This window comes from Paucibacter sp. PLA-PC-4 (assembly GCF_026241155.1).
Taxonomy (GTDB): Bacteria; Pseudomonadota; Gammaproteobacteria; order Burkholderiales; family Burkholderiaceae_C; genus Roseateles_E.
This window is the reverse complement of the sequence record NZ_JAPFGP010000011.1, coordinates 148379-172261: the sequence shown is the minus strand read 5'-3', so window position 1 is coordinate 172261 and position 23883 is coordinate 148379. Positions and strand designations below refer to the sequence as shown.

The 23883-nt window shown below is 61.7% G+C and carries 20 protein-coding genes and 2 pseudogenes; 3 read left to right on the top strand and 19 right to left on the bottom strand.

Annotated elements, in window-relative coordinates:
• Positions 1-13: 13 nt before the first annotated feature.
• The 3 genes and pseudogenes from OOZ63_RS17995 to OOZ63_RS29250 all read right to left on the bottom strand — a co-directional run.
• Entirely contained in the window at positions 14-574 is a 561-nt protein-coding gene (locus OOZ63_RS17995) for a DUF6036 family nucleotidyltransferase (protein WP_266006972.1), read from the bottom strand.
• Entirely contained in the window at positions 571-1248 is a 678-nt protein-coding gene (locus OOZ63_RS17990; RefSeq protein ID WP_266006971.1) for a helix-turn-helix transcriptional regulator, read from the bottom strand. Before OOZ63_RS17990 ends, OOZ63_RS17995 begins: the two co-directional genes overlap by 4 nt.
• Positions 1245-1475, bottom strand: a pseudogene (locus OOZ63_RS29250) (helix-turn-helix transcriptional regulator); the annotation flags it as partial. The gene OOZ63_RS17990 and the pseudogene OOZ63_RS29250, both read right to left, overlap by 4 nt.
• A 503-nt stretch (positions 1476-1978) precedes the next feature.
• Here OOZ63_RS29250 and OOZ63_RS17985 point away from each other — a divergent pair.
• Positions 1979-2419 (top strand): hypothetical protein, encoded by a 441-nt coding sequence (locus OOZ63_RS17985; protein WP_266006970.1) that lies wholly within the window; start codon positions 1979-1981, stop codon positions 2417-2419.
• Positions 2420-2669: 250 nt separating this feature from the next.
• Here OOZ63_RS17985 and OOZ63_RS17980 read toward each other — a convergent pair whose 3' ends face one another.
• The 9 genes from OOZ63_RS17980 to OOZ63_RS17940 all read right to left on the bottom strand — a co-directional run bounded on the left by OOZ63_RS17980 (position 2670) and on the right by OOZ63_RS17940 (position 15839).
• Positions 2670-4196, bottom strand: a complete 1527-nt coding sequence (locus tag OOZ63_RS17980) for a serine hydrolase domain-containing protein (protein WP_266006969.1) — start codon at positions 4194-4196, stop codon at positions 2670-2672.
• Positions 4197-4509: 313 nt separating this feature from the next.
• Complete coding sequence (locus tag OOZ63_RS17975; protein ID WP_266006967.1) at positions 4510-6588, bottom strand: M3 family metallopeptidase; 2079 nt, start codon at positions 6586-6588, stop codon at positions 4510-4512.
• Complete coding sequence (gene trxB, locus OOZ63_RS17970; protein ID WP_266006965.1) at positions 6585-7535, bottom strand: thioredoxin-disulfide reductase; 951 nt, start codon at positions 7533-7535, stop codon at positions 6585-6587. The genes OOZ63_RS17975 and trxB overlap by 4 nt, the downstream gene beginning before the upstream one ends.
• A gap of 282 nt (positions 7536-7817) precedes the next feature.
• A complete protein-coding gene (locus tag OOZ63_RS17965; protein WP_266006964.1) occupies positions 7818-8327 on the bottom strand; it encodes an Lrp/AsnC family transcriptional regulator in 510 nt (169 codons plus the stop codon).
• A gap of 29 nt (positions 8328-8356) precedes the next feature.
• Entirely contained in the window at positions 8357-10273 is a 1917-nt protein-coding gene (locus tag OOZ63_RS17960; protein ID WP_266006963.1) for a S9 family peptidase, read from the bottom strand.
• Positions 10270-11136, bottom strand: coding sequence for a hypothetical protein (locus OOZ63_RS17955; protein WP_266006962.1), 867 nt, complete (start codon positions 11134-11136; stop codon positions 10270-10272). The genes OOZ63_RS17960 and OOZ63_RS17955 overlap by 4 nt, the downstream gene beginning before the upstream one ends.
• Position 11137: 1 nt before the next feature.
• Positions 11138-11470, bottom strand: a complete 333-nt coding sequence (gene trxA, locus OOZ63_RS17950; RefSeq protein WP_266006961.1) for a thioredoxin — start codon at positions 11468-11470, stop codon at positions 11138-11140.
• 99 nt (positions 11471-11569) lie between these two features.
• Complete coding sequence (locus OOZ63_RS17945) at positions 11570-13378, bottom strand: ABC transporter ATP-binding protein/permease (RefSeq protein ID WP_266006960.1); 1809 nt, start codon at positions 13376-13378, stop codon at positions 11570-11572.
• Between the two features lie 73 nt (positions 13379-13451).
• Complete coding sequence (locus OOZ63_RS17940) at positions 13452-15839, bottom strand: TonB-dependent siderophore receptor (RefSeq protein WP_266006959.1); 2388 nt, start codon at positions 15837-15839, stop codon at positions 13452-13454.
• A gap of 138 nt (positions 15840-15977) precedes the next feature.
• On the opposite strand from OOZ63_RS17940, the pseudogene OOZ63_RS29245 reads away from it, so the two are divergent.
• Together OOZ63_RS29245 and OOZ63_RS17935 are read left to right on the top strand one after the other, a co-directional pair.
• Positions 15978-16250 (top strand): annotated as a pseudogene (locus OOZ63_RS29245) (GntR family transcriptional regulator); the annotation flags it as partial.
• 183 nt (positions 16251-16433) lie between these two features.
• On the top strand, positions 16434-17480 hold the full coding sequence (locus tag OOZ63_RS17935) for a PLP-dependent aminotransferase family protein (RefSeq protein ID WP_266006958.1): 1047 nt from the start codon (positions 16434-16436) through the stop codon (positions 17478-17480).
• Positions 17481-17529: 49 nt separating this feature from the next.
• Here the strand turns inward: OOZ63_RS17935 and OOZ63_RS17930 are convergent, their stop codons facing one another.
• From OOZ63_RS17930 to OOZ63_RS17900, 7 genes are all read right to left on the bottom strand, one after another.
• Positions 17530-18270 (bottom strand): sulfite exporter TauE/SafE family protein, encoded by a 741-nt coding sequence (locus OOZ63_RS17930; RefSeq protein WP_266006957.1) that lies wholly within the window; start codon positions 18268-18270, stop codon positions 17530-17532.
• Positions 18267-19292 (bottom strand): YeiH family protein, encoded by a 1026-nt coding sequence (locus OOZ63_RS17925; RefSeq protein WP_266006956.1) that lies wholly within the window; start codon positions 19290-19292, stop codon positions 18267-18269. Before OOZ63_RS17925 ends, OOZ63_RS17930 begins: the two co-directional genes overlap by 4 nt.
• A gap of 36 nt (positions 19293-19328) precedes the next feature.
• Entirely contained in the window at positions 19329-20330 is a 1002-nt protein-coding gene (locus OOZ63_RS17920) for a tripartite tricarboxylate transporter substrate binding protein (protein WP_323055764.1), read from the bottom strand.
• Positions 20331-20445: 115 nt separating this feature from the next.
• The gene (locus tag OOZ63_RS17915) at positions 20446-21348 is read right to left on the bottom strand and encodes a LysR family transcriptional regulator (protein ID WP_266006955.1); all 903 of its coding nucleotides are present in this window, start codon (positions 21346-21348) and stop codon (positions 20446-20448) included.
• Between the two features lie 29 nt (positions 21349-21377).
• Positions 21378-22211 (bottom strand): amidohydrolase family protein, encoded by an 834-nt coding sequence (locus OOZ63_RS17910; RefSeq protein ID WP_266006954.1) that lies wholly within the window; start codon positions 22209-22211, stop codon positions 21378-21380.
• 40 nt (positions 22212-22251) lie between these two features.
• Positions 22252-22944 carry a fumarate hydratase C-terminal domain-containing protein gene (locus tag OOZ63_RS17905; protein WP_266006953.1) on the bottom strand — a complete coding sequence of 231 codons (693 nt, stop codon included), beginning with the start codon at positions 22942-22944 and terminating at the stop codon, positions 22252-22254.
• Entirely contained in the window at positions 22938-23873 is a 936-nt protein-coding gene (locus tag OOZ63_RS17900; RefSeq protein WP_266006952.1) for a fumarate hydratase, read from the bottom strand. Before OOZ63_RS17900 ends, OOZ63_RS17905 begins: the two co-directional genes overlap by 7 nt.
• Positions 23874-23883: the final 10 nt, after the last annotated feature.

Genomic DNA, 23883 nt, shown 5'->3' with positions numbered 1-23883 from the left:
CAATTCCGCCTTCTCAAGCATCTGGGATTTCTTGCCCCGCGTTGAGCAGAGCCTTCACCCACCGACGGATGGTCGCGCGCAGCCTGCGCCGCTCAGGATCGTCCAACGGCATGGTGGCCACTAGCTCCAGAGCCTGGGCTGGCTTCACATAGCCATGCTGGAGCAATGCCATGCAGAAGTCGCGGTCCTTGTCCCGGGCCGCTGCCGCCTTGGACATGAAGAGGTCGATGACGTCCAGGCAATAGCCGACGCGATCATTGGTCGCCGAATTCTGGACCCGGTGCACGCGGTTCAGCCAGCCGTCGGGCAGCACGGCCGTCTCGGGTCCGACGCCTTGCGCGTAGTAGCCAAAGGTCTCGTGGAACTGAGAGCCTTCGCCCAAGGCTCCTTCGATCTTGTCAGCCAGTTCGGGGGCATTCAGCGGATAGATATCGGCCTCGGCCGACATCGTGAAGATGGCCTCCGGATTCGGCACCGGCCCCAGGATCGACTGGCTGCCGACGATCATGAATTCGTACTGGTCCGTCACGTCGCCGCTGGCGCGGATGATGTGCTCGAGTTCTTCGCGCGTCATGGGCTCATCCCGCTCTCGGCATCGCCCAGCACCACGCCCTTCTTCAGTTCGCTCACCTGCGCCAAGATGCCCTGGCGCACATCCTCGGGAATCACGGTGATCAAGGGCGAGGCTTGGCGCAACTCCTGTGCCCGCCGGGTTCGGCCCAGCACCTTGCGCCATTGCTCGCGTTTCAGAATGTCCTGCCATTCCAGCCACAGACTGCTGGATCGCGAGTTGCCGGATTGCAGCCAGCGTTGCAGAGTTTCTTCGGCCCGGTGCAGCAGGGCCGGATCGGCGCGGACGAGCCGAACGGCCTCCTCATGCAAAGCCAAGCTCTGCAAATCCTGCACCTGATGGCGGGCGTCGTCGACCGAAACTCGCACCTGCACGGCAGGGCGCGACCGGCGGGACCGGGCGGCAGCCGAGCCCGGAGGCGCCGGTTGCATGACATCGCCAGCCAGCAAGGCCAGTTCGCCGCTGACCCCCAGCACCGACATGACGCGCAGGTACGTGCCCATGGAAGGGCCTGGATCACCAGCCTCAATGGCGCTCAGCGTCGTGCGCGAGATCCCCACCCGCTTGGCCATCTCAACCGTGCCCAGCGCCTGCGCCTTGCGCAGGCGCTTGAGCCTGTCACCAAGCTGCAGCAGCAGCTGGCGCTCCAGAACGGCGGTGCTAGTCAGATCGTTCATTTGTCCATCATTTTAGACAAAACACCGGTCTTTGATAATTTTTCTGGACAAACATTCCTTGCAGGCCAAGCCCTGGCGGCGTGGGTATGCGCAACCCCCATGCCCTGGGCGCCACTTCGCAGCGACTGGGCCAATGCGATGACCTGGTGCTCGTACCAAGCGACCGCGCGACTTCCATGCAGCTTCACAGGGCGCGGAAATGCGCCCGACTTGACCCCGGCGTACCAGCTGGTTTTTCCAAGCGGGTAGCTCCTGACCTCCCAAAAGCTTCACAATCTTCGTCAGAGGCATGCCTCGGTGCCGGCTCACTGAAGCATGGCCGTAACCGTCCAGCCACGGGTGTCATAAGCACACCATTGCTCCACAGCGCCAGCTCCGGCCTGAACCTATCAATGAGCCGTGATGACTTGACCCGGTCGTTCCGGATGACTGCTTCTGGCCGGCGGCGGCTAGCGTTCGTCGTGGATCAACGACCGGCCACGCTACACACCGGTCGGTCTCCAATGCGTCTCGCCTCAAGGCTTATGTGCGACGTTCGAATCGGAGACCGCCGGATGGTTGCAATCTCTAAGACTCGGCATTCAGGGTTGTACCCAACCCTAGTCGGCGACCACCCCGACCCGGGCCCTTGACGACGATGCGCCCTGCCTCCAGGCAAAATCCAGACGATCGGGGCGAGCTTGGCGTCGGGCCTGCCGGGAAGTCCACTTTGAAGAATGGAGCAGCATCAATGGCACTGACGAAGAAGGGCGAGTTCTGGTACGGGACGACATCCGGCGACACCCAAGCCGAGCTGCGCAGCTACAGCATTGCGAATCGCCATGAGGCCGTCCGGTTTGCCTCGTCCAAATGCAATTGCGGGTGCCGAACCTTCGCGTTGCAGACCGATGAAGAAGCCGGCGTGGCAATCCGCACCTGCACCGACTGCGGGCAGGAACACCTGATGGGCGACAGCGCGGACTACGTTGAAGAAGCCGCGCCCGAGGCGCACGAGTGCGTGTGCGAGAACGAAGTGTTCGAGCTGATGTCCGGCGTCTCCGTGCACGAAGGCACACATGACGTGCGCTGGTACTACATTGCTTGCCACTGCGTGGAATGCAATCTGGTCGGGGTCTTCGCAGACTGGAAGTGTGAAGCTGGTGATGCTGCGGCCTTCCTCGCCAAGGTATGAGCGGTCGAACCCCGGCGGACTTCAGCATCATGCTGATCTGAGAGATTCCCGACCGGCAGGCTCAATGACCGCTGCTGCACAGACCGCTCGCTGGCGCGCGTCGTAGTCGACCGCCCCATCACGGCAGACAGCGGTCACCCGAACTTAGCTAACGGACGCCGGGTGTCGAACGACTCGTTGCGCTGAATCGGGCCAGCTGTACCGGACCAAAAGCGGGTGTTCGCGCCCCAAGACTGCAGGCGCCCGGCCTTCAGCGCGCGGACGTGCCGCGAAATCTGGCGCTCGGGATCACCTGCGATCGTTCGGATAAGGTCACGTCGACGTCATCACCCGTGAACCTCAGCCTGAGCCGATAGGTATTGATGCCTCCGACTTCGTTGTACTCGATGAAGAAGATGTTCTCGCGTTCCCAGGTCCCCATCACAGCAACAGGTAGACCCGAAGGGCCGCCGGAAGACAAACGTGGAACTCCATTCAGCCCAATGGGCCGTGGCCCGTCACGCAGATCTCCGACCTCGAGCTCAAGCTGCGGGCCTGGTGCGTCCGACAAGGTGAGTACGAAGGATTTCAGATTCAGCGGATTTGCGGCGAGGATATATCGCCTGCCCGAAACGCTCTTTGCAAGCGGCGGCACATACGACGCCGCAAGCCGAGGCATTGCGGCCTCCCTGACTGCTGCGGCTAGACGAGCCGTCCCCGATGGGTTCTCTGGCAAGGGCTGGTCCGCCTTGAGGGCGCGGCCGATGAATGCGCCGATCTCGCCAGGCTCGAACTGGCCGCCCGTGAACACGACGACGATATTCTTCTCCGGAACAACGGTGATCCGCTGGCCGCCACGACCCACCGCCTCGAACTCCGAGGGGCGCCGGCTCGTATGTAGCCAGAAGCCGTATCCATACTTCTGATCCATGTACGGCGGGCGGGCCTGAGCTTGGATGGCCGCCTGCATCCAGCCTTTCGGAATGATCTGTCGGTCTTCCCAGCGGCCATTGTTCAGCCATAGGTAACCCAACTTGGCCATGTCGCGGGGCTCAAGGCGTAGGTCGCCCCATCCATAGGAGACGCCCTGGCTATCGGCCGGCCAAGTCACGTTGCTGATGCCGAGTGGGGAGAACAGCTCTCGCCGCGCAAAATCCAAGGCACTGAAGCCAGTCGCCTTCGTGATCGCCGCAGACAGCAGATGCATGCCACCCGAACAGTACTCGAAGCGGCTGCCGGGTTCATCAATCATCGAGCGATCCAGCATGAACTGCGTCCAGTCCTTGCTTTGCCTCATCTGCCCGAGCGTGATCTCTCCGTGTGCGGCCTGACAATCCAGTCCCGAGCTCATCGACATGAGGTGTATCAGGCTCAACCGCTTCTTGCGGTCGTCCAGTTTGGCAATTGCGCGGCCGCTGAATATCGAGGTCAGTGGCTGCGAGAGTCCGGCGAAGGCCCCTTGACCGGCCGCGATCCCGGCAAGCGTCGTGGTCACGCTCTTCGTCACTGAGGCCACGTCGTGCAACTGCCCATTATGAAATGGCCAGAAATAGGCATCGAGGACGATATGGCCGTTGCGGACAATGGTGAGGCTGTGGATTCGCGTGTCGTGGTCGCGAACATAGTCGAATGCATCTGCAAGTGAATCGGAATCGAGCCCTTGAGCTTCCGCAGACGAGTGGAGCCACCCATGGGTCGGCCAGGGCGCATGCCCTGCACTGGCCGCGAACGCGCGCCCACCGAACAGCGCGGCCACCGTAACCAAGAACGTCGCGCTGAATCGCGCTGAATTCCGCATGAAGCCTCCTTGCATCCCTCTTGCTATTTTCTTCAGGGTCGAGAGCACCTGTTCGGCGAATATTCTCAACCGCTTGACGCAGCTACCAGCGTCGAGATGGCTTGAACGCCTGCTTCCCCTCTGCGGCGGTCATTGCTGCTTGTCCTGCGATGGTAGGCGAATGGCGGCTCTGTCGCAGCGACTCGGTAGTCAGCTAGGTGCCGCGATGGACGGCAGCGGCTGCACAGGCTTGAGGCTGGCAAGAGTCACTCGCTGGTGAACGACGAATGTCGGCGCATCCATCAAGCGGTCAGTGGGGCCTGCGAGAGACGAGTTACCGGCGTTGATCCTGAATCGGTCGTTCTGCAGCAGGTCGTGTGGATGCAGCCAATCCCCGCTGCCGCAGCAGCGCGTCGATGGTTGGCTGCCGGCCCCGGAACGCCTCAAAGCTCTCCGCCATGGGGCGGCTACCTCCGCGCGCAAGGATGCAGTCCAGATAGTGCTGGCCGGTCGACGGATTGACCACGCCTGACTCTTCGAATGCCTCCCAGGCGTCGCTGGCCAGCACTTCCGCCCACAGATAGCTGTAATAACCCGCCGAGTAGCCGCCCGCAAAGATATGGGAGAAGCTGTTCTGAAAGCGGTTGAAAGTGGGCGTGTTTACGACGGAGACTTCGGCGCGCACGTCGTCCATCAACGTCTGAACATTGCCTGCGCGCAGCGGTTCCGCGTGTAGCCGCATGTCGAACATCGCGAGTTCGATCTGGCGCAGAAGCGAGATCCCGTTTTGGAAGTTGCGCGCGGCGACCATCTTGTCGAAAAGATCGCGCGGAAGTCCTTGGCCCGTCACTGGGCTCTTGGTGATGCGCTCCAGGATGGGCCATTGCCAGGCGAAGTTCTCCATCAACTGGCTAGGCAGTTCGATGGCATCCCACTCCACACCGGAGATGCCCGACACGCCAAGAACCTCTTCTTCTGACAACAGGAAGTGCAGGCCATGGCCGAATTCATGGAACAGGGTCACGACTTCGCCATGCCTGAGCAGCGGCGCCTGTCCTTCGCCCGGCTCGGCGAAATTTGTGACGAGATGCGCGGTTGCAGAGCGCAGACTGCCGTCGGGGCGACGCCAGCGCGGCTCAGCACCGTTCATCCAGGCCCCGCCACGCTTGCCCGGTCGTGCGAAAGGATCCAGGAAGAAGTGTCCCAACAGACGGTCGCCGCGCTGAACGCGGAAGGCACGAACGGTCGAGTGCCAGGTGTCAACATCCGTGGCAGTGATGCTGACAGCGAACAGCTGCTGCGCAATGTCGAACAGCCCGTCTAGGACGTTATCCAGCCTGAAATGCCGCTTCACCTCTTCTTCGCTGAACGCATAGCGGTCTTCGCGCAGCCTCTCTGACACGAAGGCGATGTCCCAGGCCTGCAACTGCACAAGCCCGAGCCTCTTCGCCGCGAACGCTGCCAACTCCGCCAAGTCCTTTTCACCCTGCTCACGCGCGCTGCGGCCGAGGTCGCGAAGGAAGGCGATGACCTCATCCGGCGACGTCGCCATCTTCGAAACGAGCGAGACCTCAGCATGGCTGACGAAGCCCAGCAACGCTGCGCGCTCCTGACGCAAGTCGAGTATCTCGTTCAAAACGGGGCCATTGTCCAGCTCGACAGCTCCAAATTCGGAAGCTCGAGTGGAACCCGCACGGTACAGAGTCTCCCGCAGGTCGCGCCGCCGTGCGTGCTGCATCACCGGACCGAAGACCGGCTGATGAAGCGTGACCTTGTAGAAACCCTCACGTCCCTCGGCTTCTGCAGCCTGCGCCAGCCGCTGCAGAAGATCCTGAGGAACCCCATCAAGTTCCTCGGCGGTCGCCCAGTAGGCATACGTGTCCGTGGCGTCAAGCACGTGGTTGGAGAACTCGCGGCTCAGAATGGCCAGACGTTGCTGAATCTCGATGAAGCGAGCCCTCTGCGCAGGATTGAGTTCTGAGCCGGAAAGCCGACAGTCGCGCAAGTTATCTTCCACGGACTTGCGTTGTGCAGCGGACAAGCTGGCGCCGCCCTCACCCGCCACCCGCTTATAGAGTTCGTAGAGCTGCTGGTTGGAACCCCGCTTCGAAAAGAACTCACTGACGGCCGGCTGCGTGGCTTCGACCGCCGCGCGCAACTCTGGCGAGTCGAGCACGGCGTGCAGATGCATCACGGTGCCCCACCCTCTACCGAGCGCTTGCGTTGGCACATCCAAATGCTGGGAGATCAGCTGGAAATCCGCTGGCATGCTTGCCTTGGTCACTTCGGCAAGCGCGGCTTCGCAGCGCGTCAGCAACTCGGTGATTGCTTGCACTACCTCGTTGGGCCGGAAGGCTGTGAACCGAGGAAGACTGTCGGTCACCAGCAGCGAACTGTCGATGGCGTGGGTCACGGGTTCTGCTCCAAAAAGCGTTGCGCATCCAGCGCGGCCATGCATCCGGTTGCCGCGCTCGTGATGGCCTGACGGTAGACGTGATCCTGCACATCACCCGCAGCAAAGACGCCGGGGACGGTGGTCATGGTGGCAAGACCTTCGTTGCCCGAACGGGTCAGGATGTAGCCGTCCTTCAGTTCAAGCTGGCCGCGGAAGATCTCTGTATTGGGCCGATGGCCAATGGCGATGAAGCAGCCGCTCAGGGCAATTTCGGTGATCTGGACCGCTTCAAGCACGCTCCGGATGCGGACGGCGCGGACGCCATTCGTGTCACCGAGCACTTCGTCGAGCGTCGCAAACAGGTGCAACTCGATCTTGCCGGCCACCACCTTCTCCATGAGTTTGTCCACAAGGATGGGCTCGGCGCGGAACCTGTCGCGGCGATGGATCAGGTGCACCTTCTGGGCGATGTTGCTGAGGTACAGCGCTTCTTCGACCGCTGTGTTGCCGCCACCGACGACGCAGACGGTCTGGTCGCGATAGAAGAAGCCATCGCAGGTCGCACATGCGCTGACACCTCGGCCCATGAACTGGGTCTCCGATGGCAGACCCAGATACTGGGCCGAGGCACCCGTAGCGACGATCAGTGCTTCGCAGGTGTACGTCGTGCCCTGGCCCTTGAGCCTGAAGGGACGCGAGCTGAAATCGACCTGATCGATATGGTCGAAGACCAGCTTGGCGTCGAAACGCTCGGCATGCTGCTGAAACCGCGTCATCAGTTCGGGTCCGTTGACGCCGTGCACATCGGCCGGCCAGTTGTCGACTTCGGTGGTGGTCATCAGCTGCCCGCCTTGCGCCATCCCCGTGATCAGGACGGGCTTGAGATTTGCTCGGGCTGCATAGATCGCTGCGGTGTATCCGGCCGGGCCGGAGCCCAGGATGATGAGTTGATGGTATTGGTTCATTGCAGCTCCGTCGATCGAATGAAGATCAGGCCGAGTGCGCGGCCTGGCAGAAGAGAGCGGCAGCGATGAAGCCACTCAGCGCAGCGAAGCCACGCTGCACGCGCCTAGGGGCTGGCGGCGAACTGCGTATGGAGTCGTCCGCAGGGCGTCCATCGCTGGTGTTGTGAATGAAAGCGCACCGGCCCTTCGCGCAGGTTGACGCTGTGCCCAGAGCTGCCCCGCACGCCGTGGCCACAAAGGCGACGGGCGCTGTCTGCGTGTGGCTCAATCCCGCCCCGATCATCAGCATCGGCGTGGCCAAGTTGCCTCCGTCCTCGCCAGTGAGGCCAAGCGCGGCGCCAGTGGTAGCGCCACGAGACAAGCTGATCCGAATGTCATTCTGTAACGGCCTCCGACAAGCTGGCATGATGAGGGCAGAGGGCTCAGACCATAGGCGGCGATGTCAGGCACGACGACGCAAAGCAAGTAGTCAAGGTCTGCGCTCATCCGGTAGTACTCGACCACCTCAGGAATGGCCTCGACGGTCCCTGCGAAACGGTCGAACCACGCCTGGGTGTGTGTGCTCGCACGCACCGTAACGAACACCGTGACTCCGACGTTGAGCTGATGTAGGTCCAGCAGCGTCACGTTGCCCTTGATGACGCTGGCTTCCTTCAGGCGCTGCACCCACCGCCAACAACGCGTCTGAGACAGCCCGACCGCTTCTGCAAGATCGGATATCTGCAAGTCAGCGTTGCGCTGCAGCTGCTCCAGGATCTTGCAGTCGATCGAGTCGATCTTTGCCTTGGCCATGATTCGATCGAGCTTGTCCCGTCTGGCGCTCAACTCCGTCCGTAGGGCAGGTCACCTTGGCGGACCTGCATGGTGGTGCCCACAAAGTCTTCGACCTCGAAAGGCTCCATCTCACCACCCAGGTGGCGCGCGAGAAAAGCTTCCATCATGGCGTTGAAGACCAGCCGGTTCGGCTCGCGGGAGAAGCCGTGACCTTCGTCAGGAAACAGTACATAGGTGACCGGAATTCCGCGTGACACAAGCTTGTCAACCATCTGGTCCGATTCGGTCTGGGGCACACGGGGATCATTGGCGCCCTGGGCGATCATCAACGGGTCGGTGATGTTGCCGGCAGCGTGCAGCGGCGAGCGCGCCTTCAGCTCGGCGATGCCTTGCGGCGTAGTTGGGTTGCCAACGGCGCGATACAGCATCTGGCGCTCGTGTTCCCAGTGCGGCGGAATAGCAGCCAGGAGAGACTGGAGGTTGCTAGGGCCGACGATGTCGACGCCGCAGGCATAGCGGCCGGGTTGTTTCGTCAACGCGGACAGCACCGCGAAGCCGCCGTAGCTGCCGCCGACGATGGCAATGCGCTTGGGGTCGGCGATGCCGGCGGCAATGGCCCAGTCGACGGCATCGTCCAGATCGTCGTCCATCTTGCGGCCCCACTGGCCGTCGCCCGCGTTGATAAAGCGCTTGCCAAAGCCAGTCGAAGACCGGAAGTTCACATTCAAGACGGCATAACCCCGGTCTGCAAGCAACTGGTGCATGCTGTTGAAGCCGAACCGATCCCGGTCCCACGGGCCTCCATGGACTAGCAGGGCCATGGGTAGTGGCGACTTGGCCTTGAGCGGCTCGCCCGTGTCCGCATCCCGTGGGAGCGTGAGATAGCAGACAAGCTTCAGTCCGTCACGAGCGTGCACGATGGTGGACTGCATGCGCGCCATCGGCAGGTCTTGCAGCTCTGGCCGATGCACGAAAAGCTGCTCTAGCGTCTTAGCCGAACGCTCGTACAACCAGGTCACGCCTGTCTGCGTGTCTGAAGAGCTTCCAACGAGCCAGATCCTGTCATCCAGCGTGCGGCTCGAAATCCCCCACTGACCAATGTCTTGTGCATTCAAGAAGTCCACGTCGGCACGGACCGATTCGTCCAGCACATGGATGGTCGGGCGCTCGTGATGGGTCCAAAAGGCAACCGGACGGTACGTTTTCATGTCCGTGATCATGCTGTTCACGTCGGCCAAGGGGCTCGCACCAAGCACAGTGGTTTCGCGTGTGGCCAAGTCGATGGCAACCAAGGCCGACGTGTCACGGTCGCGGCTGTCGAAGGCGTACAGCGTGGTGCCGGCGGAGTCGACGTGCGCCCAACCGGTGTTACGGGCATCTTCGGGGCCTGCAACACTGCAGGTTCTCCAATCACCTGTGTCACTAGGCTCCAGCAACTGGCGCCCACCGTCTGCCGTGGGGCCCACGGCGAAGCGCACGTTGTAGCTGTCGTCCACGATGAAGCTCGCGACGCCCGGATTCTCGGCGACCAGCGCCATCTCGCCGCTAGCCAGTTCCAGTGTGAACAGATCGGCAAAGCGCTTGTCGCGGCGGTTCAGGTTGACGAGGATCTTGCCGGGCGTCTTGCGGCTGATGTATGCAATGGAGGCCCGCGTGCCATCAAAGGGCGTCAAGCACCGCTGCTCACCCGTGGCCAGTTCGACGGCGTGGAGCTTGAAATTCTCGTCGCCGTCGGTGTCCTGGCTGAATAGCAGGTAGGCGGAATCCTTGGACCAGAAATGGCCAGTCACGCCGCGGCCTGTGTCGAAGGTGACTTGGCGTGCGGCGCCCATGTCGACGCGCGGCGCTACCCAGAGGTTCATGATCTGGTCCGCGCTGGCCGCCCAGGCCAGCCAGTTCCCATCGGGGCTGATGCTGGGGTTGGCAATCGATGCGTTGCCGAACAGTAACGCACGGGGGATCACTGCACCCCCTGGGCAACGTGCAAGAGCTGCTGAGCAGCCTGCTCTGCAGCGCGGGCGTTCTCGCCCTTCTGGAATTTGGTGTACGCCAGCAGTCGCGCCTCGGCCTCGGGGTGGTCCTCGCGCAGGTGCATGAAAACGTCCTTGCCTGCGAACGGCTTGTCCTTGAGGTACTTCTCGTGCATCTCACCGAGCAGTCTTCGGATGCGCTTGTCATCCTCGTCCGTCCAACCGAACAGCTTGTTCACATGCTCGACGGGCACCTGACCGCGCAGACGAAGCACATCGCCCACGCTGGTCGGCGACTGGATAGGATTCCAAGCCGCGCCTTCAACACAAGCGCCGAGCGACTTTTCAAGAGGATCCGAAAGGTCGTCCGTGGCCTGGACAGCTTTCTTTCTCACCAACCGCCAGGCTGCCGGTGAGGGCGCGCCGCCGGCAAGTATCTCGCCGTGCAGCTTCTGGATATCCTCGCAAGCAGCGATCAGTGGTCGGGTCTGCTCGCCGCACTCCGCAAGTTGTTGCGCGACTGACGCGAGCACCTCGTTCACGACGCGGCAGCCGAGGCGGCCGGTATCGCTGCCGAGCGGGACGGATCCCAGCAACTCGCCAACGAGTGCGATGGTCCTCTCGCCGGAGAAGCGTGCCGTGGCGTAGTCGATGGCGAATGCCATCCACTGAGCCAGGCCTAGCTGAGCCTCCCATACCTGGCCATCACTGCTGTCGATGAGTGCGGCGGCGGGTGTCGCAAGCTTTCCGTTGAAGAACATTGCCCCGGGCGTCAACGTCCCGGCCTTGAAGCGCTCGTTGAGCCGCGCGAGCGCAGCAGTTCGGACTTCGGGCTTGCTGTTGAATGCGGCCAACATCTCAGGCCTCCAGGTACTTGTCAAGCAGTGCTGCGATTCGCGTCTTGGACGTCATGCCCAGCACACGCTCCTGCTCCACGCCGTCCTTGAACAGAATCAAAGTTGGCAGGCCTCTCACATCGAAGCGAGTGGTGATGGCCTTGTTCTCATCGGCGTTGACTTTCACTACCGCGGCTTCGCCTTCGTAGACATCGGCGATCTCGCCGAGCACAGGCAGCAGAGATTTGCATGGAGCGCACCATTCGGCCCAGAAGTCAACGAGCACGACGCCCTTGCGTTGATCGACGTCCGCGGCAAACGCTTGATCGGTGGTGACAACAAAATTGGTGGACATGTGAACCTTTAGTGAACAATAGCTAAAGCGTACGGGCGCGACGGGACGAATCTCAGTACGGTCTGGCCGCTAGCAGCCAGATCCGTACTGAGTCCAGTTTCATGACAGTTGCGCAAGGTCGCCGCTGCTGCGCCCTGCATTCGGTCTGACGTACAGGACGCGATCGTGATAGGCCGCCAGCGACTCCCGGTGCGCGATGCTGATGACACCGGCCTCGGGCAGATGGGTCAAGATGGCGTCGTAGAGCAGCCGCTCCGTCTCGGGGTCAAGCGCGCTCGTAGCTTCGTCGAGGAAGACGAATGCCGGCCGATGCAACAAGACCCGCGCGAACGCCAATCGCTGTTGCTCTCCGCCTGAGAGCTTTTGCTGCCAGTGGTCCGCCCGGCTGAGTGATCCTTGAAGGCGGCCCAGGCCACACGTGTGGAGAACCTCCGTCAACCTGCCCTCAGAGAACTGCGTGGGTTCCCCGGGATAGCTCAATGCTGCCGCCAAGCTGCCGCTGGGGATATAGCTGCGCTGAGGCAGGAACATGATGGAAGCATCGCGTGGCGTGCAGATCTTGCCGGAGCCATGCGGCCAGATGCCCGCGATGGCACGCAGCAGAGTGCTCTTGCCCGCTCCTGAGGCGCCGCGTACCAGCCAGCGCTCACCGCTCCCGAAGGCCACGGGCTCGACGCGCGTCAGAAGCTCGCCCGTGGGGGCGAGCAAGCAGATTTCGGTGGTGGTGATCGCGTTTTGCTCGGCCTGCGTCAGCTCGAACCCACCCATTCCCCGCGCTTCGACTTCGTCAAGCGCCGCATGCAAATCGCGCAGCCGGTTCGTGACGGCCAACCAATTCGTGAAGCCTACATAGGCCTGGGAGAAGAAGCTGAGGGCTTGCTTCAAAGCCCCAAAGGCGCCTGCGGCACGCATCATTCCACCGTACGTGACCTTTCCAGCGAAGTACAGTGGCAGCGCTGCCACCGTACTCAGAGGGTCGAAGAACAGGCCGTAGGTATTGCGAGCGGTGTCCACCTTCCAGGTGCGGGCAACGATCTGCAGGAAGTTTCGCTTCACATAGGCAAAGCGCTCGGTCAGCCGGCGGTGCTCCCGCTCGCCACCCTTGTAGAGCGCGATCTGCTCCGCGTTCTCGCGTAACTGCATTGCCAGGTAGCGGTAGTCGGCCTCTACCCCTTGTTTCTGCATGTTCAGAGCGATGAGCTTCTTGCCGAAGTAGTGCGTCACGGCGAGTCCACCGATGGCCCATGCGAAGGCGATGTAGACCATGTATCCGTACACCACCCAGGTGCTGCCGAACAGCTCGATCTCGATGGTCTGCGAAAGGCCCCAAAGCAGGATGACGAAGGTGATGATGTGCGTAACCGTGCTGACCAGGTTGCCGAAGAGATTGAGAGACGTGTCGGTGAAGATGCGCACGTCTTCGGCGATGCGCTGATCCGCGTTCAAGAGCAGCCCGTCGCGCTCGATGTCGTAGAACTTGCTGGAACTGGTCCAGCGCGCCAGGAATCGCTCGGTCAGCCATGCACGCCAGCGCAGATCCAGTATTTGCCCGATGGCGACATTGGTGATGACCACCAGACCTGACAGCACACCCACGCCGATGCCCGTCGCAAACGTGGGCAGCAGGATGTCCCACCTCTTGTTCACGATGGCGTCCGTCACCTCTCCGACCAACTTGTTTGCCCAAACCATCAAGTAGGTCACAAGGAACGTGATGCCAATGGTGATGGCCAGTAGCGCCAACGCCTTCCATTTGTCTTCGGATTTCCAGTACTGCAGAACGAAGCCGACCAGCGGGGGACGTCTCGAAGAGTCCAGCGCGGCGTGGTCGCCTGGTGCGTCTGGCGGAGTGACGTCGGCGGGCCCTTGGTGCACCGGATCCATCAGAAGGGAAGTGGTAGCGCTCATCAAAATGCCCTTGAAAATGTAGGAGGGCTGAACCGGAATCCGGTCCAACCCCTCAAGCGCGGCTGTGCTGTGGTCAGTTGAAGCTGTGCTTCGCGGTCACCATGAAATTCCGTCCTTGTATGACCGGCACGAAGCTGGCGGACGTCGTGCCGGTGTACAGCTGCCGGTCGGCGATGTTCTTCACGCCGAAGGTGAAAGACCACGCGGGCATTTCATAGAAGACGCTGGCATCGACCTGGACCTGCTTCGGGATGTAGAAAGGGTAGATCGTATTGAAGGTGCCCAGCTGTCCGCTTTCCGCCGAGACACCAAGACCGATACCAAGTCCTTTGACTTGCGGCAGGTTGTAGGTCGTCCAGAAGCTGCCCTTGTGTCGAGGCTTGCCAGGGAACACGGCGGCCGGGTTTACGACGTCCTTGGAAGTCGAATAGGTGTAGTTCATGATCGCCTGCCAGCCGGGAGCCAGTTCGCCCTGAAGATCGAACTCGTAGCCCGTGGCCCGCTGGGCCGCGCGAACGTTGTAGCAGCGATTGACCGAGTCAAAAACCAGCGTGCCTGACTGGTCGATCTGGAACGCATCGGTCGTGATCGAGAGCTTATTGCCGAAGAGCGAGAACTTCGCACCGATCTCCTTGTTCTTGCTGGAGATGGGCGGCACAAGACCACCGCCGCATTGGGCGGATGTCTGCGCGACGAAGCCATTTGCCACGTTCGCATACAACGAGACCCACGGCATGAGGCGGTAGATGACACCCACGCCGGGCGCATTGCGGCCCACGGTCACTGCCGGCGTGTTGGACACTGAGTTGAACTCCGGACTGTCGAACTTGCTCGACAGGGTGACCAGCGTGCGTCTCCAATTCAGTTGAAAAACCCAGTCCTCCCAGGAGATCTGATCCTGCAGGTACACGGCTTTTTGCGACTGCTTCGAAGTGGAGATGAACGAAAGGGTCGGATTGGCGGATTCTGCGCCGGGCAGGTCCACTGCAGCGGCCGTCGGGTACAAGGTCAAGGTCTTGGACGGGGCGCCCGAATACTGCGTCTGCGCGTAGTCGAAATTGTCGTGGTTCACGCCGACGACAAACTTGTGGTCGATATCGCCAGTGCTGAAGTGCATGCGAGCGTAGTGATCGCCGGACGTCTGAGACTGGAGCGTGCGGGAATACCCAGCACGAAGGCCAATCGTGCCGTTCGGATTGTCACGCGCAGCGCCAGCGGCGTAGTTCAGCCCCCCAGAGGAGGAGTACTGCTTCAACGACAACGTATCGTCCGCGCGCTGTAGTCGGCTGATGAACGTGATCGATGGCGTGAGCTTCTGCTCAAGTTGGTAGAAGGACCGCTTCTGTCGAACGTTAAACCCGTCGCTGGGGTTGCTAAGGGGGATGGTCGGGGTCGGCATGATGTACCCGTCTCGTCGAGCGAACGTGTACTGCGGTAGCGGCAAATGCTGCTCCTGATAGGTAACCCCGGCAATCAGATCGGTGGCACTGTCCTTCCAACGGAGTTGCGGCATGAGCGAAGCGTCTTCTCGGCCCTTGTAGCCGGCATCCGTTGTGCCTGCATGGGCTGAGGAGGCGATCAGTCGGTAGGTGAAGCGCTTGTCGTCCACAACGGCGCCAGAAAAGTCCCCGGCAATTGTGCGGTCGCTGTTCGTGCCGTACTGGACCATCACATCCCGGACGACCTCTGCCGATGGCTTCTTGAGCACGACGTTGACGCCACCGCCCAGTGAGCCGTTGCCGGCCAGAATCGCCTGCGGGCCCTTCAGAACTTCGACGCGTTCAATGCCAAAGACGTTGGCCTGGGAAGCGTTGCGGTCGGGAATGCCGTTGGTCGTCGTCGCAGGATTGTTGAAGCCCCGAACGGAGAAAGTAGGAAGGCCTTGAGGCGAATCCGAAAAGCCGATGCCGCTGACGTTGCGTAGCGTGTCCCGCAGATTCGTGGCCTGCTGTGTTTCCAGGACCTTGCTCGTGATGATGGTGACGGCACCCGCCAGATCCATCAGGTCCGTGCCGCTTCGAGTGGCAGTGTCCGAGCGGTCTGCCTTGAACCCCTTTTCGGCTTGATCGCGCTTGGCAAAGACCGTCACCTTCTCGAGTTCGCCGATGACATAAACATGCAGCACGCCCGACGGCTTCTCCGACAGCTGAAGTTTCTTGCCCGCGAGGGCCGCCTCGATGGCTTGTGCAGCGGTGAAGTTGCCTTTGATCGCCGGCGAGTTCTGCTCAGCCAGATAGCTGCGGTCGAAAATGACTGCGCGACCGCTCTGCTTTGCGATGGCGTCGAGGGTCGCAGGCAAAGGCCCCGCAGGAATGTCGAAGTGCGCCTGCTGGGTGGCCGCCAGCACCGCATCCGCAGCGACGGCCTGTGTCGCCAGCCCTCCCTGAAGAGCGAATCCTGTCAGGATGGCTGCACAGAGATCTCTATGGCGTAGAGCACGGGAACGGAGCAATGCGTGCATGGCGGGTACCAAAGTGTGGTGAATGGGTGCCGTCAGAATACTTTTCACACATCCGTCATTTCAGTACAGTTCAGCATGCCCTCAGCAATCTGTATTGAACGTCTTTTGCACACACTTTTCGGCGTTTTCCCTTAGGCGATGCCTGTGAAATCAAGCAATTTTGCGGTGGCGCCTGCTCGTTTCGACAAGTCGATGCTCGCGGAGATTGCGCTAAACAACCCAGCCGCGTCACTCGTAGAACATGTCTTCCTCTTGGTTGCGCGACGAATCCACGCGTCAAGCTTAGGCGTCGGAGCGAGGCTGCCGTCCGTAAGGTCGCTCGCAAGCTCCTGTGAAGTCAGCTCGGACACCGTCGCCCGAGCCTACGACCGCTTGGTTGCGCATGGGTTGGTCGAGGCACGGCGCGGGTCTGGCTACTTCGTTCGCGCAAGTGGTCGCTCTTCGGTACCGCGCCCGAGAGGGACGTCGCCTCTATCGGACGCCCTGGCGTCCGGCATCATGCGCTGGCGGTTGATGCTCCTAAAGACTGACCCCTCATGGAAGAGTCGTACCGGGTCAGGGGCGTTCCCTGCGTCCTGGTACGACGAAGAGATCATGGCTGGCGCGCTGCGCGGCGTTGTTCGGCAGGGGGTGAAGAGCGTCGCCGACTATTCGGATCGGCTGGGCTATCTGCCGCTACGTCAACAACTCCAAGTCAAGCTGAATGAGCTTGGTATCCTCGCTGAAACGGAGAACATACTGGTCACCAACGGGGCCACGGAAGCCATACACCTGGTTTGCCAGGCATTGTTGGCGGGAGCAGGCATCTCCGTAATGGTGGAATCGCCGACACCGCCCCTTCTCACGGATCGGCTGCTCTCGACGGGCATGTACATCCATCGCATAAATCGTCTGGCGGATGGGCCGGACCTCGATGAGATGCGTGCTGTGTGCGAAAAGCACAAGCCGCGTGCCTTCTTCTGCAGTTCAGTGCTGCATAACCCCACCTGCAGCAACATTGCTCCGCACAAGGCATTTCAGATCCTGCGCCTGGCCGAAGAGTTCGACATGTTCGTCGTCGAAGACGATACATACGGCGATCTGGTGCCTCGGGCTACGGCGTCTCCCATCTCCAGGCTGGCCACGCTGGATCAACTCAAGCGGGTCATTTTCGTCAGCGGTTTCTCCAAGACTCTTGGCCCGGGCTTACGCTTGGGGTTCGTGACCGCCAATGCTCAGCGAATGGAGTGGCTTACAACACATCGTGTCGTGCAGAACATCAGCGGCTCTGCGCTGTCAGAACGAATCCTCTACAAGGTGCTGTCCGGCGGCGAGTACCGCAGGCATTGCGAGCAACTGCGCAACCGACTGGGCGAAGCGCGCCCCGTCGTCAGTGAAGAGTTGAAGCGATGGGGCCTGACCGTCGATACCGCCCCAGAAGCCGGCATGTTCTTATGGGCATCGCTGGGCGACGGGTTGGACTCGGTCCAAGTAGCAGAACGCATGCTGGAGTTGGGGCACCTGCTGGCACCAGCGCAAGCGTTCTTGGTCGGCGATGCACCGCCAAGCTCTTACATTCGGGTCAACATCGCCGAAGCCTTGGAAAGCTCGATGCTTTCAACGCTCGGCAAGGTGCTGGGTCGAACGCCGAAAGCGAAATAGTCTTGGAGAGCGCGGCATTGGCATTGCACCTGCACACTCCCGGTGACCGCTAAAGTGACCAACCGCGATAGATCGCGCCAGCTCCGCCGCAGACAAGCAGGAGCAGCAGCGCTTGGCGCATGCGATCAGGCGCAACGCGATGCCGCAGCTTTGACCCAGCGAACAAGCCCAGCAAGCAAAACGGAAGGGCCCCGGCCGCACTCAAAAACAGATCAGGCTGGCCGTACAGCCCTGCCGCGCCGAAGGATAGCGCTCGCGTGATGCCGCTGGCCAAGATGATGACAGAGATGGTTGCGCGAAAGCGGTTTGGGTCGAAGACGCGTCGTGCAAGATAAATCGTGTAAATGGGCCCGCCGGTGCCAAAAAGAGCGCTGAAGATGCCACCGGCAACGCCAAGCGGTGCCGACCACCAAGCGCTGATCGGCTTCACTTGACCTGCTTTGGGAAGCGCGTTGTAGACGGCCACCGCGATAACGAACACGCCGAGAAAGACCAGCGGCCACTTGGGACCGAGGCCCGCCAACGACGTCGCTCCGATAGCCACGCCCAGAAACAGTGCTGGCAGCAGACGCCTGAGCTCGTCAGTGGCGACAGACCGCCAGTTGCGGGCGCCGACGAATGAGGTGCAGACCAGGTCAAGCAATACAACCATCGGCACCACAAACGACAACGGCAAGTTCTGTACGAGCAAAGGCACGGCGATCATGGCTGCGCCGAATCCGGTCATGCCAAACACGCCATACGCGACTGTGAACGTGATGGCCATGAAGGCCAAGACCTCTGCGCTCATGTCACCAGCAACGCGGTCAATACAAAGCCAGCGATGAAAAGCGTCTCTACAAGCAGCATCAACACCGGCTGCCATCCAAGCTGGAGCAGGTCTTCGAACGAGGTCTTCACACCCGCCGCAGCGATCGCGATCACCAGCAGCCAGCGAGAGGCGTCACTGGCCGCAGACACAGCCACGGCGGGGATCACGCCGGTGCTCGAGACGATCACCAGCGCCACGAAGGCGATCAGAAAGGTCGGCACCATAGGTACCTTCGCGGCACGGGCCGAACCAAGAGACGCATCCGTGCCTCTGCTTCTCACGCGCTGCAGCGCGATCGAGATCACGAGCACCACCGGCACGAGTAGCAGCACTCGGAACAGCTTGACGACGGTGGCCGTATCGGCGGCCTGTGGACCGAGCAGCATGCCCGCCGCAACGACCTGCGCGACATCATGGATAGTGCCGCCGAGGAAGATGCCGCTCAACAAAGGGCTCAGCGCCAGCAGGTGTGAAAGTAATGGGTAGAGCACCATGGCGATCGTCGAGAACACGGTGACGCCGACCACGGTGAAAAGAGTAATTCGCTCATTCTCTCGGGACTGTGGCAATACCGCCGAGATTGCCATGGCCGCGGAGGCGCCGCAAATAGCCACGGCCCCACCTGTCAACAAGCCCTCCTCGCGGCGCCGACCGAGCATTCGAGCAAGCAGCAGCCCGCAGGCGATCGTCAGCGCCAATCCCAGCGTAACGATGGTGGCGGTGCGGGCGCCAAGTTCCGCGACTTGGTCGGTCGTGATTCGAGCGCCGAGCAAGGCCACACCGACGCGCAGGACAGTGCGCCCGCAGAAGTCGACGCCGGCCCCGATCTGAGGGTTGCCATGCAGAAAATGAAAGGCCACCCCCATCAACAGTGCATACAGAAGCTGCGGGCCGCCATAGTGCTGAGAGACGAAAGTGGCGGCAAGGGCGATCGTGACGCAGACCACGGTTCCTTGCCACTTCCGAGTCACGGAGTTGAAGACGAGTGTGAGTTGACTCATGGGTTGGAAGTCGAAGAGTGCAGTGGGCGGGGACGATCAGTTCGCCGAGATCTTTCGCTTGGTCACCAGCGCCTTCCAGCGCACTGACTCACGCTGGATATCGCTGTTCAACGCGTCTCCTGCCGTGGTCGTGGCCATCATTCCTTGCTCATCGAGATAGCGCTTCATGCCGGGCTGGGCCACCGCACGTTTGACCCCCTCCACCATCTGCGCAGTGATCGGCTTGGGCGTACCCGCCGGTGCCATCAGCGCGAACCAGCCGACGAACTCAAATCCGGGCAGGCCATCCTCGGAGGTGGTCGGGACACCAGGCAAGAGGGGGGACCGATCTTTTCCGGTGACCGACAGCGCGCGAACGCGTCCACCCTTCAGCAGGGGCGAGATAGCATTGATGTTGGCAACCGCCACCTGCACGACGCCGGCCATCAGGTCCGAGTAGGCCGGACCCTCCCCTTTGTACGGGACATGCAGGATGTCAAGGCCTCCTGCGTCAGCGAATGCTTCGCCGGCGATATGGGTTTGGCTGCCAATACCGGCGGAGGCGAACTGCAGCTTGCCGGGGTTGGCCTTGACGTAGGCGAGCAGCTCCCTCGTGTTTCTCACTGGCAGGTCTGCATTGACGGACACCACCATTGGGCCACTCGCCACTTTGCTGATTAGCTCGAAGTTCTCGAGCCCATAAGGCAGCTTGCTGTAGATGTGCTGGTTGACCGTGAACATGCTGCTCGAGGCCAGCAGCAGGGTATAGCCATCGGCCGGAGATTTGGCCACCGCCTGCGCGCCGACTGCGCCACCCGCACCCGCTCGGTTGTCGACGATGACTGTCTGTTTCCACTCCCTGCCGATCTCCACCGCCAGCGAGCGGCCGAGCAGATCCGTGGCTCCACCTGGCGCGAACGGGATGACGATCTTGACGACCTTGTCAGGCCACTCGGAGGCAAGTGCTGCCGGCCCGAGCGCGAAGGAGCCGCAACATAGCGCTGCGAAGGTCGCCATTGCGCGGCGTGTCTGTGAGAAGGTTGGGTTTGCTGGCCTCATGTTTGTCTCCTGTTGTTTGTGCTTGCGCGGGTAGTGCTTCAAAAGCGTGGTCAAAGCTGTGCCCTCGGACTCTGTTGGCCCGATTCGAAAGTCCGAGAGGTAGTGGGTGGGTCGCCTAGCCGCTGCCGACCCGAATGCGCGGCTCGTCAGTACCGCAGGACACGGCCTGCAGGGCCTGCAGCAGCAACTGAGACAAGTGCGAGCGCGGGTTGTCCTTGGGCACCAGGATGCCCAGCGTGCGCGTCAGTGGTGGGTTGCCGAATGGGATGGTCCGGATTGACGACGGGAATTCGTTGCGAACGCCGCGCGACGGCACAACTGAGGCGCCGAGCCCGCTGGCCACCATGGCGACGACGCCTTCAAGGTTGTCGATTTCCATCGTCGACTTGACAGCAATCTGTCGGCGCACGATCTCCTCTTGGACAAGGTAGCCGACGCGCGCCGCACGGTTGAAGCGCACATAAGGCGTGGACTCCAGCACCTCCTCGTCGGTCGTGCCTGGAGTCGAGCGGTGTGCGATGACGACGAAGGGCTCCTCGACAAAGGGCTGAAACTCGAGCTCCGAGCGAGAAACCTCGGGCTGGGTGATGATGGCCACATCCAGCTGGCGGTGATAGACGGCCTTCTCAAGCTCATGACTCAGACCCGTCGTCACATGCACTTCGATGCCATGGCCCTGGCGCTGCAGCCGCTTGAGGGCCAGCGGCAGCAGGCCTGAAACCGATGTGTGAACGGTACCGAGCTTGAGCAACCCGACCGTTGAACCGCGCTTGAGCGCCGCACTCATGCTCTCCCAATGCGCAATCAAATCACGGGCTCGGTGCGTGAGGGCCAAACCGCTGTCAGTGAGCACCGGCGGGCGGCGGCTGCGATCAAAGATCGTGATGCCCAGATCCTCTTCGAGCGCACGCATCTGCATGCTGACGGCCGACAACGACAGTCCGATCACGTTGCCTGCTTCGTTGAAGCTGCCGCGATCGGCGATCGCGATCAAGGTGTAGAGCGTTCTGATGTCCATCGTGTCCTCGTTGGCCGCTGCGCGCTGGCCTAAAGGCCGAGCAGCCTGCGGGCATTGCCACCCATGATCTTCTCAAGATTGTCAGGCTTGATGGGCAACTGTTCGAACCACTGCTTGTAGCCCTTGACTGGACAGAACGGAAACGAGCTCGCGTACAGCATCCGTTCCGACATGAAGCCGTCCGCAGCCTTCACATACTCCTCCCAACCTGGCATGCGCGAGAAGTACATGTCGGGAGACAGGTACATGTTCGGTCGGCGAAAGCCGATGTGCAGGATCTCCGTGACCCAGGGCCAGCCGCCGTGCGCGACGATGACCTTGAGGTTCGGGAAATCAGCCAGGACCCGGTCGGTGCGGATCGGATCCGAGTAGCTGAGGTCGGGCCCGGCGGTTCCGCCCACCATCATGATCACCGCAACGCCGAGATCCTCGCAGTGGCCATAGATCGGATACAGACGCCGGTCGTCGGCATACAGGGGCACCGGGTAGGAGCCGGGCTCGATATTGATCAGCTTGAAGCCGGCCGCTACCGCCTCGTTGATCGTCCGGCAGGCTCCGACGCGCGAAGTCGGATCGATGGAAGCTGCGCCGACGAAGCGCTGCGGATGGTCGGCCACGATCTGCTTCACCTCGTCGTTGGTCACACTGCCCAGCACCCCCGCCAGCCGACCGACAACGACGCCCCGATCCACACCCGCCTCGTCCATTTCCTCCAGCAGCAGCGCCATGGACTGCTGCTGCGCGGCGGGCGACGGCTCAAAACCGACAGTGCGCGTGAAACCGTCCCGGCGCTCCCCGGCCGAGTACATCAGTGTGTTCAGGAAGCCGCCCAGTGGCGGCCGCAGTCGAAAGTCAATGATCATGGGTGTACCTTGCTGTGAGGGAGGAAGTAGGGCCTCAGCCCTACATCACCTCGTCCTTGCGGTTGTCCGTCTCGCCGTAACGATGCAGGGCCGGAGGCTTCAGGCCTGCATACAGCGCCTCGATGCCGGCGTTGATCTGCTCGCCATGCTGCGCGAACAGCGAATTGCCTTCGAGATCGCTCTCGACGATGAAGGGCCCGAAGTTCTGCACTTCGAACAGCCACATCGCCTGCGCGATGCCCAGCTCGTCAAGCCAGTGCACCTCGCGAACCTTCTTGATGCCGCGCCCCAACAACGCACCGGTGCCGTAGCCCACCGTCGTCAGGTAGATCGCCCCGCCGGGCGCGAGCACCCGCTTGTAGTCATCGGCGGGCATGCCGCCCTTGCCGATGATGATGCTGCAGCCCGTCTTCTCGATCCAGCTGGGGATCCATTTGGAGAAACGGAAACTCGCGGTGGCGGTCACCGCGCCAACCCGGAAGCCGCCCTCACCATCGGGCGCCGCGGCCGGGGAGCAATGAAAGTTGACGTTGCTCAGCGAACGCAGGTCGACCGGCAGAGGAACACCTTCGTCCAGCACCTTCTTGTACACGCCCTCGCGGGCCGTGTAGACCAGCCCGTTGAGGTAGACGGCCGCACCGAGCTCCAGCTTGGCGACGTCTTCGCGTCGAGCCGGCAAATCAAGATGAAAGATCTTCATCTCGTCCGACTGATCGGTTGTGTTCTCTACCATTCGACCGTCTCCCTGCGCATATAGGGCGTGAACCACTGTGGATCCGTTCGGTATTCGATCGTGCCGTCTGGATGGATGCGCGCGGTAGCGCGCCTTGAGGACAAGCAGAAGGTGTGGATGCTGACCGGCATGCCGCCGGTGTGCGTATGGCCGACCTCGATGTGGCAGTCGACCACCATCGATGATCCGACGAAGCCCATCGCGCCCATGCCGATCGAGTTGCCGAGCTTCATCAGCTCCAGCTCGAGCTTGGCGATACCCGGGTCGGGATTACGGTCTCCCACAGTGCGCAGGCAGGCGGCTTGCTTGCCGAGCTGCATGCAGGTGTCTTTGGAGCCGCCGATGCCGATGCCGACGATGGCGGGCTGGCAGGCCAATCCGCGTTTGCCGAAGGCGATCAGGGTGTCAAGTACGAAGCGCTTGATGCCGTCGACACCATCACCCGGAAACAGCATGCGGTAGTCGGTGCCGAACAACCCGCCCTTGTGCACGGTGGTGATGTCGATCCAGTCTTGCTCAGGCTCGAACGACCACTCGATCTCGGGCGCGTTGATACCGACATTGTTGTTGTTGTCAGTGCGCCAGAGCGGATGCACGCGATTGGGCCGAAGCGGCACAAGCTGGGTAGCGTCTGCCGTCGCCTTGCGCAGTGCACGCTCGACGGCGACGAAGCCCGATTCGATACTGGCCTCGTTGCCGACCTTGACGTAATAGCGGGGCAGCCCGGTGTCGGCGCACATCGGGCGGCGGTCCTCGTCGGCAGCTTCCCAGTTGTCAATCATCGCGTGAATGACGAAGCGGGGCAGCTTGCCGGTCTCGGTCTTTTGCAGCGCATTGATGCCGTTCTTGTAGTCGGCAGGAATTTCGATCGCAGCGCGCTTCATGATCTCGAGAGCCGCCTCCTCGACCTTCTGTATGGGGATCTTCATGGCACCCTTT

Bases quoted from the DNA above. Each gene is read 5' to 3' on its own strand.
- OOZ63_RS17920 (WP_323055764.1), bottom strand. From the start codon at position 20,330: ATGAGGCCAGCAAACCCAACCTTCTCACAGACACGCCGCGCAATGGCG.
- OOZ63_RS17935 (WP_266006958.1), top strand. From the start codon at position 16,434: ATGGCTGGCGCGCTGCGCGGCGTTGTTCGGCAGGGGGTGAAGAGCGTC.
- OOZ63_RS17995 (WP_266006972.1), bottom strand. From the start codon at position 574: ATGACGCGCGAAGAACTCGAGCACATCATCCGCGCCAGCGGCGACGTG.
- OOZ63_RS17945 (WP_266006960.1), bottom strand. From the start codon at position 13,378: ATGAGCGCTACCACTTCCCTTCTGATGGATCCGGTGCACCAAGGGCCC.
- OOZ63_RS17905 (WP_266006953.1), bottom strand. From the start codon at position 22,944: ATGGTAGAGAACACAACCGATCAGTCGGACGAGATGAAGATCTTTCAT.
- trxA (WP_266006961.1), bottom strand. From the start codon at position 11,470: ATGTCCACCAATTTTGTTGTCACCACCGATCAAGCGTTTGCCGCGGAC.
- trxB (WP_266006965.1), bottom strand. From the start codon at position 7,535: ATGAACCAATACCATCAACTCATCATCCTGGGCTCCGGCCCGGCCGGA.
- OOZ63_RS17910 (WP_266006954.1), bottom strand. From the start codon at position 22,211: ATGATCATTGACTTTCGACTGCGGCCGCCACTGGGCGGCTTCCTGAAC.
- OOZ63_RS17930 (WP_266006957.1), bottom strand. From the start codon at position 18,270: ATGAGCGCAGAGGTCTTGGCCTTCATGGCCATCACGTTCACAGTCGCG.
- OOZ63_RS17940 (WP_266006959.1), bottom strand. From the start codon at position 15,839: ATGCACGCATTGCTCCGTTCCCGTGCTCTACGCCATAGAGATCTCTGT.
- OOZ63_RS17980 (WP_266006969.1), bottom strand. From the start codon at position 4,196: ATGCGGAATTCAGCGCGATTCAGCGCGACGTTCTTGGTTACGGTGGCC.
- OOZ63_RS17965 (WP_266006964.1), bottom strand. From the start codon at position 8,327: ATGGCCAAGGCAAAGATCGACTCGATCGACTGCAAGATCCTGGAGCAG.
- OOZ63_RS17985 (WP_266006970.1), top strand. From the start codon at position 1,979: ATGGCACTGACGAAGAAGGGCGAGTTCTGGTACGGGACGACATCCGGC.
- OOZ63_RS17990 (WP_266006971.1), bottom strand. From the start codon at position 1,248: ATGAACGATCTGACTAGCACCGCCGTTCTGGAGCGCCAGCTGCTGCTG.
- OOZ63_RS17915 (WP_266006955.1), bottom strand. From the start codon at position 21,348: ATGGACATCAGAACGCTCTACACCTTGATCGCGATCGCCGATCGCGGC.
- OOZ63_RS17955 (WP_266006962.1), bottom strand. From the start codon at position 11,136: ATGTTGGCCGCATTCAACAGCAAGCCCGAAGTCCGAACTGCTGCGCTC.
- OOZ63_RS17900 (WP_266006952.1), bottom strand. From the start codon at position 23,873: ATGAAGATCCCCATACAGAAGGTCGAGGAGGCGGCTCTCGAGATCATG.
- OOZ63_RS17925 (WP_266006956.1), bottom strand. From the start codon at position 19,292: ATGAGTCAACTCACACTCGTCTTCAACTCCGTGACTCGGAAGTGGCAA.